Annotated in this window: 16 protein-coding genes; 7 read left to right on the forward strand and 9 right to left on the reverse strand. The window is 52.3% G+C overall.

The genetic code is table 11. The features are described from left to right. Positions 1–495: 495 nt before the first annotated feature. The 3 genes from H6F43_RS11155 to H6F43_RS11165 all read left to right on the forward strand — a co-directional run bounded on the left by H6F43_RS11155 (position 496) and on the right by H6F43_RS11165 (position 3,803). Positions 496–1,824: an ATP-binding protein gene (locus H6F43_RS11155; RefSeq protein WP_190342837.1), complete on the forward strand. Its 1,329-nt coding sequence runs from the start codon at positions 496–498 to the stop codon at positions 1,822–1,824. A gap of 387 nt (positions 1,825–2,211) precedes the next feature. Beyond that, positions 2,212–3,207 carry a sigma-70 family RNA polymerase sigma factor gene (locus H6F43_RS11160; RefSeq protein WP_190342838.1) on the forward strand — a complete coding sequence of 332 codons (996 nt, stop codon included), beginning with the start codon at positions 2,212–2,214 and terminating at the stop codon, positions 3,205–3,207. A gap of 197 nt (positions 3,208–3,404) precedes the next feature. After that, complete coding sequence (locus tag H6F43_RS11165) at positions 3,405–3,803, forward strand: response regulator transcription factor (RefSeq protein ID WP_190342839.1); 399 nt, start codon at positions 3,405–3,407, stop codon at positions 3,801–3,803. A gap of 84 nt (positions 3,804–3,887) precedes the next feature. Here H6F43_RS11165 and H6F43_RS11170 read toward each other — a convergent pair whose 3' ends face one another. Both H6F43_RS11170 and H6F43_RS11175 read right to left on the reverse strand, forming a co-directional pair. Further along, positions 3,888–4,064 carry a hypothetical protein gene (locus tag H6F43_RS11170; protein WP_190342840.1) on the reverse strand — a complete coding sequence of 59 codons (177 nt, stop codon included), beginning with the start codon at positions 4,062–4,064 and terminating at the stop codon, positions 3,888–3,890. 56 nt (positions 4,065–4,120) lie between these two features. Further along, positions 4,121–4,378, reverse strand: a complete 258-nt coding sequence (locus tag H6F43_RS11175) for a hypothetical protein (RefSeq protein WP_190342841.1) — start codon at positions 4,376–4,378, stop codon at positions 4,121–4,123. 283 nt (positions 4,379–4,661) lie between these two features. Between H6F43_RS11175 and H6F43_RS11180 the strand changes: the two genes are divergently transcribed. Continuing rightward, entirely contained in the window at positions 4,662–5,222 is a 561-nt protein-coding gene (locus H6F43_RS11180; protein ID WP_190342842.1) for a DUF2854 domain-containing protein, read from the forward strand. Between the two features lie 105 nt (positions 5,223–5,327). Here the strand turns inward: H6F43_RS11180 and H6F43_RS11185 are convergent, their stop codons facing one another. Continuing rightward, on the reverse strand, positions 5,328–5,585 hold the full coding sequence (locus H6F43_RS11185) for a chlororespiratory reduction protein 7 (RefSeq protein ID WP_190342843.1): 258 nt from the start codon (positions 5,583–5,585) through the stop codon (positions 5,328–5,330). A gap of 308 nt (positions 5,586–5,893) precedes the next feature. Here H6F43_RS11185 and H6F43_RS11190 point away from each other — a divergent pair, with 308 nt between their 5' ends. Continuing rightward, complete coding sequence (locus H6F43_RS11190; protein WP_190342844.1) at positions 5,894–6,856, forward strand: YegS/Rv2252/BmrU family lipid kinase; 963 nt, start codon at positions 5,894–5,896, stop codon at positions 6,854–6,856. 84 nt (positions 6,857–6,940) lie between these two features. Further along, positions 6,941–7,396 carry a response regulator gene (locus H6F43_RS11195; RefSeq protein ID WP_190342845.1) on the forward strand — a complete coding sequence of 152 codons (456 nt, stop codon included), beginning with the start codon at positions 6,941–6,943 and terminating at the stop codon, positions 7,394–7,396. Between the two features lie 201 nt (positions 7,397–7,597). Here the strand turns inward: H6F43_RS11195 and gshB are convergent, their stop codons facing one another. From gshB to H6F43_RS11220, 5 genes are all read right to left on the reverse strand, one after another. Then, positions 7,598–8,566, reverse strand: a complete 969-nt coding sequence (gene gshB / locus H6F43_RS11200; RefSeq protein WP_190342846.1) for a glutathione synthase — start codon at positions 8,564–8,566, stop codon at positions 7,598–7,600. 60 nt (positions 8,567–8,626) lie between these two features. Further along, entirely contained in the window at positions 8,627–8,887 is a 261-nt protein-coding gene (gene grxC / locus H6F43_RS11205) for a glutaredoxin 3 (RefSeq protein ID WP_190342847.1), read from the reverse strand. A gap of 54 nt (positions 8,888–8,941) precedes the next feature. After that, positions 8,942–9,238 (reverse strand): TMEM165/GDT1 family protein, encoded by a 297-nt coding sequence (locus H6F43_RS11210; RefSeq protein ID WP_190342848.1) that lies wholly within the window; start codon positions 9,236–9,238, stop codon positions 8,942–8,944. A gap of 32 nt (positions 9,239–9,270) precedes the next feature. Next, positions 9,271–9,684 carry a TMEM165/GDT1 family protein gene (locus H6F43_RS11215; RefSeq protein ID WP_347272402.1) on the reverse strand — a complete coding sequence of 138 codons (414 nt, stop codon included), beginning with the start codon at positions 9,682–9,684 and terminating at the stop codon, positions 9,271–9,273. A gap of 82 nt (positions 9,685–9,766) precedes the next feature. Next, positions 9,767–10,129: a YkgJ family cysteine cluster protein gene (locus H6F43_RS11220; RefSeq protein WP_190342849.1), complete on the reverse strand. Its 363-nt coding sequence runs from the start codon at positions 10,127–10,129 to the stop codon at positions 9,767–9,769. Between the two features lie 240 nt (positions 10,130–10,369). Between H6F43_RS11220 and H6F43_RS11225 the strand changes: the two genes are divergently transcribed. Then, entirely contained in the window at positions 10,370–10,501 is a 132-nt protein-coding gene (locus H6F43_RS11225) for a photosystem II reaction center protein Ycf12 (RefSeq protein WP_190342850.1), read from the forward strand. Between the two features lie 115 nt (positions 10,502–10,616). Here H6F43_RS11225 and recJ read toward each other — a convergent pair. Further along, the coding region (recJ, locus tag H6F43_RS11230) for a single-stranded-DNA-specific exonuclease RecJ (protein WP_190342851.1) at positions 10,617–12,518 on the reverse strand (1,902 nt) is incomplete at its 5' end.

The raw sequence follows: 12,518 nt of genomic DNA on the forward strand, positions 1-12,518 counted from the left end.
TTGAAGAGTAAAGTCTCAGTTACGAACACGAGTCTCTAGAGGAACCGTTATGCGATCGAGTCACGCCTGAATGTAACCCAACTTTGTAACCTGGACAGCTCCCTACACAAATTCCTATCAATCCGATTAGGTCTACATCAAGTCGGTTAGAACGTATGGGATCTCCAGGAGTATGGTAAGGCGCGTAAGTGAAGATTGCAGTTAAGCAAATAATTAAATTAAGTCCCAGTACCACAAGAGTTCTAAAAACTCTTTCAATGAACTCTCTTCGCATGAAACTAAATTTGGAACGTGTTGTCGGTGGTTCTGCATAGCTCACCTGCCAGCGCGTCATGTGCTACTCAGTCAAGAGAGATAAGCGGCAACATTTCCATCTGTTTCACTCTAGATGAGGATGGGCAGAAGAACCCGAAACGTCTAGAACCATCTAGAATTGGGAACACCCATTATAGATAGCTAATAGCTAATGGCTAATCGCTGTTAGCTGATGAACCTATGGCAACTCCTAAACTGTCGAAGCGAGTTTCAACAGCGTTGCTCAACGCACTAAGCGCGGGCGTCGTTCCACGAGTGGGGCTAGAGCACATCGCCGTAGGGCGAGAGCAAGAAGCCGCTGTGCTGCTGCACGATTTAGACACTGTAGCAGCAGGTGGTGCGGCATTCCGCTTTGTCGTCGGGCGCTATGGAGCAGGCAAAAGCTTTATGCTGCAACTGATCCGTAATCAGGCGATGGAGCAGGGGTTTGTCGTTGCCGATGCAGATCTAACGCCAGAGCGGCGCTTAGCAGGCGGTGGCGGCGCGAGTCTCGCTACCTACCGCGAATTGATGCACCACCTGGCTACCAAAAGCCGCCCAGATGGAGGAGCGCTGGCGATCGTCTTAGAGCGCTGGATCGCGGCGGTGCAGACGCAGGTAGCCCAGGACACAGGACTAAAACCGATCGATGCGGGCTTTGACGATCGCGTGGAGGAGAAAATCCGCGCGGTCATCAAGGACGTAGCGGATTTAGTCAATGGCTTTGAGTTTGCCAACGTGATCATTGCGTATTGGAACGGCTACCGCACCGACAACGACGCCAAAAAAGAAGCGGTTCTGCGCTGGCTGCGCGGTGAGTTTGCCACCCGGACCGAAGCAAAAGCCGCGTTGGGCGTGCGGGTGATTATTGACGACGACACCTGGTACGACTATCTGAAGCTGATGGCTCGCTTCGTCACGGACATCGGCTACAAGGGGCTGCTCGTGGTCTTGGACGAAGCGGTGCATCTTTACAAGCTTTCTACTGCCGTATCGCGGCAGAACAACTACGACAAGCTATTAGCAATGTTCAATGATGTGCTGCAAGGTCGAGTCAGCCATCTTGGGTTGCTGATTGGCGGTACCCCTCAGTTTCTCGAAGATCCCCGTCGAGGGCTTTTCAGCGACCCAGCGTGGCAGCGTCGCACTGCTAAAAGTCGTTTGGTGAGCAGTGAGGTGGTAGACTCGTCGGGTCCTGTTGTGCGCCTAGAACCACTAACGCAGCCGGAAGTTCTGCGGCTGTTACAGGCTTTAGCGGAAATTCACGTCGCACATCATGGCAGCAAGCGGCAACTCACACCGTCAGATCTTCAGGAGTTTCTACACGCGATCGCTCATCGCTTGGGTGCTGAAACGTTGCTAACTCCGGGAGAAATTGTGCGGGATTTCATCACAGTTTTGAATGTGCTTCAGCAAAATCCAGGGCTCACGCTTTCTCAGCTTCTGCAAGGAACTTCGCTTCAATCCACACGATCGCGTCTCAATCCAACGGGAGACGAAAATGGTGAGTTTGCCGAATTCACCGTATAGAAGCAGCCCGATCGTAAGGCGTTAGACGCCCTTCAAACATGTTACCGAAATGCGCCATCTCTACTTGAGGATGACGCGACTTAACTGTGTTCAAAAATCCCTTTTTAGCTCGCGACGATCGAGTTAGCACGACAACTGAACCGCAGTTGTCGCTCGCTTCTAGTCTTCAGTTTTCTGGCATTCATCCTCCAACGCAACCTAATTTGATATTCCAGTTTTTATGGAATGCTGCAAAACTTAAACAAATTGTTACATTCTGGTTTTCGATTCGCACGCTCATACAAAAGTTAAGGATATTTCTCAAAAAAAGATGAGCGCTTTTCAGAAACTCTGCTAGAGTTGGAGGCAATTTTACGCCATTGCTGACAACCCATATGTTGAGTGTGTATGAGTGCCAATCTCCGTTCTAATTCACTTGAAGCCGACCCTCTAGAGTCGGAAGCTGCTGAGCTTGATTTCGCGATCGATCTCACCGAGATGGAAGAGTTTGAAGTAGAAACCACCCCTGCAAAAGTGCCCTCTAAAAAACCCGCAGAGCGGTTCGATCTTTCTGATGACTCTGTAGGACTGTTTCTACGAGAAATGGCGCGTTATCCGCTGCTAACCCAAGCGCAAGAAGTTGAACTGGCGCGCGAAATCGCCAAAGGTGGACCCAAGGCAGAGCAAGCAAAGCGCAAGCTGGTTCGGTCTAATTTACGCCTAGTAGTTTCGATCGCCAAAAAATACCTGAACCGCGGTGTTCCCTTCCTCGATCTGATTCAGGAAGGCGCAATGGGACTAATGCGAGCAGCAGAAAAGTTCGACTACGAACGCGGCTACAAGTTTTCTACCTATGCCTACTGGTGGATTCGCCAGGGAATTACGCGCGCGATCGCCTCTCAATCGCGCACCGTTCGCCTTCCCGTTCACATGGTAGAAAAGCTAAATCAAATTCGCAAAGCGCGGCAAACTCTGTCGCAAGAGCTAGGGCGAAAACCGACGAAACAAGAACTGGCAGCCGCGCTAGAAATCGATGAGGATAAACTCGAGCAGGTACTTGATGTTAGCCAAGGAACGCTTTCTCTGCATGCCTGGGTCGGGCGCGAAGAAGACACAGAGCTAATGCAGCTAATTGAGGACTCAGATAATGTGGCTCCAAACGACTGTTTGGACCACAAACTCCTGTGCGATCGCCTTAATTCGGTGTTGGACCACCTCAGCGATCGTGAACGGGAAATCATTAAACTGCGATTTGGTTTAACAGATGGACAGCACTACACACTGACCGAAATTGGTGAGCGGTACCAGTTGTCTAGAGAGCGTGTGCGTCAAATTCAAGCGAAAGCCATGCGAAAGCTGCGTCATCCCCGCCGGCAAGCGCTACTTAAGGACTGGATTCGTTGAGTCTCGGCATTAGGACAAAAACATGAGCAATCAACCCTAGGGTTGATTGCTCACGCTCATCAGCAGTATGCTTGCTGTGCCTCAGCTAACGAAAATTCTTTCTTAACAGGTAGCTCGGACGGTAGAGGCGTTTGGTATTGCGGAATACTATACTGTAACTGGTTTCATAAACCGTCTAACACGTTATCTGGCATGGCATGTTGACTGCTAACCAACGAAACATACGAGTTCTGGTCGTAGATGATCATGAACTAACTAGATTTAGTCTAAGTCTTGCGTTACGGCATCAGGCGGGCGTGGAGCTAATTGGATTAGCAAGTAACGGACATGAGGCGATCGAACTGGTCAAGCAGCATCGCCCCGATGTCATTGTTTTAGATTTACAGATGCCAATTATGGATGGTCTGAGTGCGTCCACTCACATCAAAACAATCTATCCTGATACAAAAATTCTTGCCTATTCTTCGCTCGAAGATCCTCAGACAGAGGTGATGGTTCAAACAGCAAAAATTGACGCCTTCCGTAAAAAAGACACTAGCACGAACGAACTCGTTGATTTAATCAAGGAGCTAGGGCAACACGTCAATAGCAATTGATATCGTCAAGGAATAACACAAGCTAAGGTAAAGTTCCAGACAATTCAAGATTGTGCTGGAACCTTACTATCCGACGGTTGATTTTTAGACCGCTTCGGGAAAGGTTCGTCTGAACTCATCCAACAAATCGTCGATCTCCTCGATCGCCTGATTTACGTCTACCCGAAGTGCTCCTAAGTCGGGTTGCTCTAATAGCCGCATTAACGATTCCCGCTTACTGGCAATCAAGTTAATTCGCTCTCGAATGGTTTGAGGGTCCATCGCGTACTTTCTCCCACAACGATTGCTACAGTTTTTAGTTCAGAGACGACACTACACTAACGCAAAAACGGTGGACGCTTGGGATTGGCAGACTTAGCTTTCATCATCTCGTCGATGAATCGCTTCAGCGCCCGTTCACGGTTTTTCATAAACGCCGCCCAAAATCCAGGCTGAAATTCATCCATCGTCTTGGCCAATGCCCAGACATCCACCGCCAAAATGTTGTAGAGCATTTCGTCTTCGCGCTTCAAAGAATCGATCTGCTCAACGAGCGATCGGTTTGGAGCCGCGTGATGACTCTCAGGTTTGAGCATAAAAAGTTCCAAAGAAACCAATCTACGAACGTGTAACCAGCACTCACCTATCGAAATTGTGCGGCTTTAGCTGTGCAGGAGCCTCTCTCTTCCGAAACGCTTGACGGTATCAAACCACTTTGGAGCCTAGCGCATTGTCTAGGAGGCTACTGCCTCACGACGGGTCACATCTGTTTGCGCGTGCGATCGCTTCAGCTGGTTTTTCTAGTTCGTCCAGATGCAGACAAACAGCAGTGATAATAAATCTGAAGCAATTATTCTCTTCTGTCAAACGGTTAACTCTATGTTACGTCAAACTTCCTTGGGAACGTTGGGTCTGAGTGTGGGAGGTGTCCTTACCGTAGTTGGATTTTGGGCGTATTTCACTGGAAACGCCACGCTGAATTTGGCGGGATTTTTCTACGGAATTCCGGTACTGCTAGGAGGACTGGCGCTCAAGGCGTCGGAACTTAGACCCGTTCCTTTCACTCAGCCAACGCCTGACCCCATCGTGGCGCTACGAGACCAGCAAGCCACGCCCACCCAAACTCAAATTCGCAAGGACGTTACCCGCTACCGCTATGGGCAGGATGCACATTTGGATAGCTCCCTGAGCCATCTTGGGCTGAGTCCAACCGATGAAGAACGTCCAGTCCTAGTCGGCTTACGCGAACAAGACACCAATGGAGCTTACACACTGGTTCTAGAATTTAAGTCACCGTTAATGCCCTTCGAGGTTTGGCAGCGGAAGCAAGAAAAGATGACGCAGTTTTTTGGACCGGGCGTTACTGTAAATCTGAGTCCGTTAGAGAACGATCGCGTAGACGTAGCCTTAATTTCGACACCAGTAGAAACTGCCGGATAGAGTCCAGGTGCAGACAGCGATTCTTAGAAACGCTTAAAGATTCAAGGATTGACTGCGTGCTGGCTGTTGCTTATACGCGATGCATTTCTGGAATAGCGGCTATGCCTACTTCTCTAATCGCACCGCATACCATTGTAGGTACTGTCCCGGACCCACATCGAATTCACACGATGTTTCAAGCAGATAGTGTGCCTGTTCGTCGATCGACGCAAACCGCTGCAAATCTCTCGGTAAATCCTGCTGTCGATCGACAAGAATTGCTTTTAGCTTTTCTAGCAATTCAGCAGTGCTCAGAAACTTCTCTGGCTGATTCGGCTCTAGTAATACAAAGGTGTCGCTCTCGTACATGCGGGGATCAGGCATTGCTCGTTCCACATTGAAGGTGTCTTCATTCTGCCGTCTGAAAAACGCCAAAGCAAATCCATTTCACAAGTCACAAATCTCTCTTTAGCAGGAACTGTCCTCTGCTAGAAGCGTGTTAGCTAGGTGATATCAGTAATGCCTGCAATCCGTTTTGGGGTCGTGAATTAACTAAAGTGGAATAACAATTCCAACTGTCCGGGACAGGTAGCCTACCTACCCTACAGAATTTGTACGTTATTTGATTCCAGATTCCTTAATTAAGGATGCGGACGATGTTGAGTACTGATTATTTCTTATAGTCTGTTTTTATGAACCGTTCTGCTTGCCTCATTTTTAATCCGGTTGCGGGTCAGGGCGACCCAAACCAAGACTTGGCAAATATCCGCATCCTTCTAGAACCTGAAATTGACCTTGATATCCAGCTCACCACAGAGGAGGTAGGAGCTGATCAACTGGCTCAGCAGGCGGTAGAGCGCGGTGTGGATGCAATCATCGCCTGTGGGGGAGACGGCACCTTATCTGCGGCGGCGGCGGCTCTGGTGGGCACATCGATTCCGCTAGGGGTGATCTCACGCGGAACGGCGAACGCGTTTGCCAATGCGCTGGATCTGCCAGATACGATCGACGCTGCCTGTCGCAACATCCTCGCAGGAGCAACGCGCACGGTGGATGCTGCTATCTGCAATGGGCAACCGATGGTGCTGCTGGCGGGAATTGGCTTTGAGGCAGAAGCGGTAGAGCAGGCAAATCGAGACGCTAAGAACCGATTTGGAATGCTGGCGTATGTCTTGGCAGGATTTAAACAACTGCGGGAGCTAGAAAGCTTTGATGTAGAGATTGAAACCGATGACAGAGTCATCTCCCTCTCGGCAGCGGCAATTACAGTGGCGAATGCAGCTCCAGCGACCTCGGTACTGGCTCAGGGTCCGGCAGGGGTCGTTGTGGATGACGGGCTGCTGGATGTGACAATCGTCGCACCCGCAAATCGGGCAGGGGCGATCGCAGCCACCTATCATCTGCTGCAAACAGCCCTAACTGGTAATCCGGCGGAGCGGGATGACATTGGCTACCTGCGGACTCGGCGCGTCAAAATTACGACCACTCCGGAGCAAAAAGTGGTGCTGGATGGAGAACTCGCTGGCACAACTCCGATCGAGGTCGAGTGCATTCCCAACGGGCTGACTGTGTTTGCGCCCCTCATCGAGGAGGAGGTGCCCACCGAAAAGCTAAACGGACTGCCAAATCTTGTCATCGAGGAAAAGGAAGAGTGATTCTCACTAATTTTCTCTGACCCTGGATAGAGTAGTCCCCCCCAACTAGCGGCGGTAGGATGGGTCTGGTAACTTCTTACAGACATGACTCATTTCTCGCGTAAAGTTGTACTCTACGTCGAAGATGACTCTGCCTACGTGTTGTTATTTCGACGAGCGTTGCAGCAGTCTCGGTTAGAAAATATTCCAGAGGTTCACGTTGTTAACACTGCTGAAACTGCGATCGATTATTTGAGCGGCAACTCGCCCTACGACGATCGCCAACAGCATCCGCTACCCGTGCTGATCATTACCGATTTGCGCATGCCCGGAAAGGGCGGAATGGCGCTTCTAAGATGGCTTAAGCAGCAGCCCGATTTTCAGTCAATTCCGACCGTGATGCTAACGGGATCCGCCGAAGAGGGCGATATTGAGCAAGCCTACGAGCTGGGGATCAATTTCTGCTTAGTGAAGCCGACTGAAGCCGCTGACTTAGTCAATATTGTGCAGGCGCTCAGCATCTATTGGATTCCGCCGCCAACGCCACCGGAGCGCCGCTGAACTGTTGGGGATTGGCGCGATCGATCAAAGAATCAGGCAGACAGCAGGGGGGCTTGAATGCTGTCTGCCTGAGGCTGGGGGCTTAAGCAGTACCTCAGCCGTAAGGAGGCTAACTTCGCGGCAAGCCTGTAACAGTTTATTGCGAATGCCGCGTGATCCTTGGATGAATGGTGGAGCCGTGCGCCGCCTGATCTGCTGATCTCACTGCGCTTTGCTACGCTCGATCCACTCAATAACCTGTTGTCCTAATCGGGTTCCGCTGAGGCGATCGATTTCTCGCACGCCCGTTGGACTGGTGACGTTGACCTCGGTTAAGTAGCCACCGATGATGTCAATTCCGACAAATACCAGCCCGTCGCGCTGCAGAGTTGGAGCAAGCTGGGCGCAGATGTCGCGTTCGCGATCGGTGATGACGGTTTCCGCAACGCGCCCTCCAACCGCCATGTTGCCGCGAAACTCATTGCCTGTGGGAATTCGATTGACGGCACCGATCGGCGCTCCATTCAGCAACACAATCCGCTTGTCGCCGTCTTTCGCCTCAGGTAAGTAAGCCTGCACCATCACAGGCACCTGTCCCTGCTGCGTGCTAATTTCGATCAGCGAGTTGATATTGCGATCGGTTGGCTGCAAAAACAAAATTCCTTCGCCCGCTTTGCCACCCAGCGGCTTCAGCACCGCCGCCCCCTTTTGGTCTAGAAACTGCCGAATTACCTGCTTGTTCTGGCTGACGATCGTTTCTGGGATCGCCTGCGTAAACTGGAGAGCGTACATCTTCTCGTTGGCAGCCCGAATGCCGCTAGGAGAATTGACGACCCGCGTCTTGGTGGGGTCAATGTAGTCGAGAATGTACGTCGCGTAGAGGTAGGGAACCGTGACGGGCGGATCGGTCCGCATAAACACAGCGTCCATCTCTTCGAGGGGGCGCAGGGCGCGATCGCCTAGCTCAAACCAGGGATCAGCTGCCTTCCAGAGGCCATCTTGAAGCTGCACCGGAGTCAACCGCACAGATTCCAGAAGGGCGATCGCTTTTCCATCGACGACGCCCAGTTGATTCGCCTGCGTGATCCAAACTTCGTGCCCAAGCTCCTGCGCGGCTTCCATCAGCGCCACACTGGTATCGTGTCCAGGGTCAAGACGCTGGATCGGATCAATAATAAATGCCAACTTCACGATGAATCCTCTTTGAAGCTAATCGCTAATCGCTAGCAGCGATTAGCTGCCAACTGATACCTACCCTTGCAGTAGCGGGTCAAGCTTACCTTGAGCATTCAGCGCGTGAATATCGTCGCAGCCGCCAACGTGCTGATCGTTAATGAAGATTTGCGGCAGCGATCGACGTCCATGCGATCGCTGCGCCATTTTGGCGCGAGCAGCTTCGTCTCCATCAATGCAGTACTCAGTGTACTGCACTCCTTTCTTATCCAGGAGGGCTTTTGCCCGAACGCAGAATGGGCAGGTGCTCCAGGTATAAATCTCGACGTTGGCAGACATAGTGTTTTGCTCCAGAGTCCGCCTTTATTCTAAGGCTCTCAGCGTAGGGATTGGTCAGCAAATCTCTTCTGTATCAGCTGACGATCGCGACAGCAGCAACCGCACCGCCATCACCGCAAAGCCTACCGCCGCGACAATTTTCACCAGTTTCTCGGGCAGCAGATGCGACGTTCCTTCACCCAGCAGCACACCCAATAAACTTGCCAGCAGCAGCGCGGCAGCCGTCCCAAAAAATACTGCACGAGGCGACTGACCGTTACCACTCAGCGCGATCGCGGCAAGCTGGCTTTTGTCGCCTAATTCCGATAGAAAGACGGTTACAAAGGTAAGTCCAAGGAGGTGCCAGTTCATGAGTTGATGCGGTTAGTTTTGGAATTCGGTTGCTACTGCAAAACGTCCCACAGCAGCCAGAGGGAAATGAACGCCAGCATAACGCCAGCCGATCGATCAAGCGTCTGAGGTGAGAGGCGGCGAGCCAGCCAGCAGCCGACGCAGACACCAAGTAAGCTCGTGGTTACAAGCGCAGCAGCGGCTCCAGCAAAGACGACCCAAGGCGCATGAAATTCTGCGCTCATTAGCAGCGTCGAAACCTGAGTCTTGTCACCTAACTCCGCCAAAAAGATAGTCACGAAGGTTGAGGCGAATACCTTCCAAAAAGATCGACCAGCGGTCGGCGCGACAGAAGCAACGTTTTGCTCCACTATGACGCTGGATACCTGTATCGGACTAAGAGGCTCGACCATTGACGGAGCTTCGAGTTGCACGGTTTGGCTGGCGGCAGATAGGTGACGGCTCACGGAATTACTGGACTTTCATTTTCTTTTCATTATCTAGTATGGTCGCCTCTGCCCGATCGCGCAAGCCCAAATGCTAGAAATGCTAATTCGTTCCCCAGTCGCCAATTTCCCGCTGAAACCGCAGCAGTTCCAAACTGCGATCGCCGTAGACGCCTTCAATTTGCTGCTGACAGCAGTCGATCGCGAAGTCAGACAGCTCATCAGGTTCAATGCTGTAAAGATCTTGAAACACATCAGGCTCCACGCGGCAAAAGCGCGGACGACTTGAGTAGATGCGACACTCACGATTGGTAGAGTCGAAATGAATGCACCAGCCATCCTCGCCGACCAAGCTTAGGTACAGCGTTAGCTCATCGGGAGTGAGGTAGTCTGCCAAGTCGGGGCGATCGCGCGGATCAAGGTGACAGCACGCCCCACAGTGCTTAACACAGTGCCAAGTTGCCATAAAATTTAGAAGCCCTGCCATACAAAATTCAGCATAGCGTTTGCCTGGATCGGTGGGCGGTTCGGGGAAAGTTATCGCGGATTTTGGGTTACAAACAACGCCTGACGAACCCTAATCGCAGCTTTATATAGTTTTATTAACTTCCTTAAAATGGAATGCAAGAGGCAGATACAATAAGCACTTGTTACAGGAATGTTACGACTGCGTTATCCGATTGAATAGCTTGGATTGGGAGGGGCAATGGAAGTAATTAGTGATATCCTGGGCAACGTCAACTGGGAAGCGATTGTTCAACTTACGATGCTTGCAGCGATCATGCTATCAGGTCCCGTCGTGATCTTCCTGCTAGCAGCCCGTGGTGGAGACATGTAACGGATTGTCTCTGGCACACGCTTAGCTAAGGTGCAGGTACTATCAGTCATTAAAGAATTCCTACAAGTATGAGAGAGTAGCGATAGCCCGACGAGTGTCGGGCTTTTTTTTCTTCTTACTGCTGCTCTAAGGCGTTTAGCGCCGCTTTGATCAGGTGATAAAACGGCGGCTGACACACATCAACCTGCTTGGAATCATGGTCCGTTCTGCCTAGCTTGCCCAGCTTCTGTCCCTGCTGTACCACCAGAATTTTCCCCTCGGGATTGCGAATTCGCAGCTCTCTGCCAGATAACGCGTCGGTAAGGCTGCACACATACTGGCGATCGCCCATCTGAAACGCTACTTCTTGCGGGTTCGTCGTCTGAGTGGGCAGCCGTACGCCGACGAGTTCTAGCTCGACTGAAACCGCCCCCTGCCACTCATTCGTTCGCACTCGGTAGGCAACATCTACCTGTCGCGGTAGCGGGTAGTATTCACCCCAGCGCCACGCGATCGCCGTAATTTTTTGTCGATCTACTGACGCATCCTCTGCGCTCAGCACAAGCTTTAAGTGTCCTTTGCCGATCGACTTCTGTTCACAGACGCGGACATTCGGCGTCCAGAAAACTGGGTCGGGGTTGGCGATGCCGCAGGGATGCAGCGCGTCAATTTGGGCGTAGAGGCTGTGAGTGATTTGGTCGAGCGAGGCTTGCGCGTCGATCTCGACTAGCGGTTTCAGGTGTGCGGGCTGAAGCTGCTGGTGAGCAAAGCTGCAAAGGCGAGATCGCAGCGCGTCCAGATTCTCCGCTTTAAGAGAGAAGCCACCCGCCGCTTGGTGTCCGCCGTGCTTCTCCAATAAGTCTTTGCAGAATTCCAGCGCCTCGAACACGTTGAACTCTGGGATGCTGCGGGCAGAACCGCGAATGTGATCCGCGTTTTCGTACGTGCCGATGAATACCGGAACCCCATACCGCTCCACCAAGCGCGACGCCACAATGCCAATCACGCCGTGGTGCCAGTCCGGCTGCACCAGCACCAACAGGCGATCGCGCTGGGCGCTGTCGCTGCTGGCTTCGTAGGCAGCGATCGCCTCGCGCTCGATCTGTTCGCAGAGCTGCTGGCGCGTCTGGTTAATTTGTTCGCACTTCATCGCCTGCTCCAGCGCCACGCCCATGTCGTCGGTGGTGAGGAGTTCGATCACAATTTGCGGGTCAGCCAAACGCCCAACTGCGTTGATCCGGGGACCCAGTCGAAAGCCGATCGCCTCTGGTTTGAGATTCTTGGCGCCGCTGAGTCCAGCAACCTGAATCAGCGCCTGCACGCCTGCCAGTTTGGACTGTGGCAGCCGTTGCAGTCCTCGCTTGACCCAGCGGCGGTTTACACCCGTTAGCGGTGCCAGATCGGCGATCGTGCCCAGCGTGAATAGCTCCAGTAGAGCGCTGCCGAGTTCCTGCGTTTTGCCCATGCTTTGGGCAAGAGAAACCGCCAGAATGTATGCCACTCCCACCCCTGCCAAACCCCGGTAGAGCGACTCTGGATCGATCAGCTTGGGGTTCAGAATGGCATTGGCGGGTGGCAGCGTTGGGGGAACGTCGTGGTGGTCGGTGATGATCACCGATAGACCCAGTTCGCGGGCGCGGGCGATCGGCTCGACTGCCGCAATCCCGTTGTCCACGGTCAAAATTAGCTGGACGCCTTCGTCGTAGAACTCTTCAATAATCCGCTTGTTAATGCCGTAGCCTTCGCTCATGCGGCTGGGGATGGCGTACTCTACTCGCGCTCCCAGCGATCGTAGCGCCCGGATCAGCAGTGCCGTGCTCGTCATGCCGTCGGCGTCGTAGTCACCGCAGATGGCGATGCGCTGCCGTTGGTTAATTACGTTAATCAGCAGCTCTAAACTAATGGGCAGATCAAGAAAGTCTTGCAGCGGCGAGGGCAGCGTTTGCGACTCTGGATCAAGAAACGCCTGCACCTGCTCAGCCGTTTCGATCCCGCGATTCAGTAACACCTGAGCCAGCAGCGGCGATAAATTTGTAGC

The organism is Leptolyngbya sp. FACHB-36 (genome assembly GCF_014695955.1).
In the GTDB taxonomy this organism is placed as follows: Bacteria; Cyanobacteriota; Cyanobacteriia; order Leptolyngbyales; family Leptolyngbyaceae; genus FACHB-36.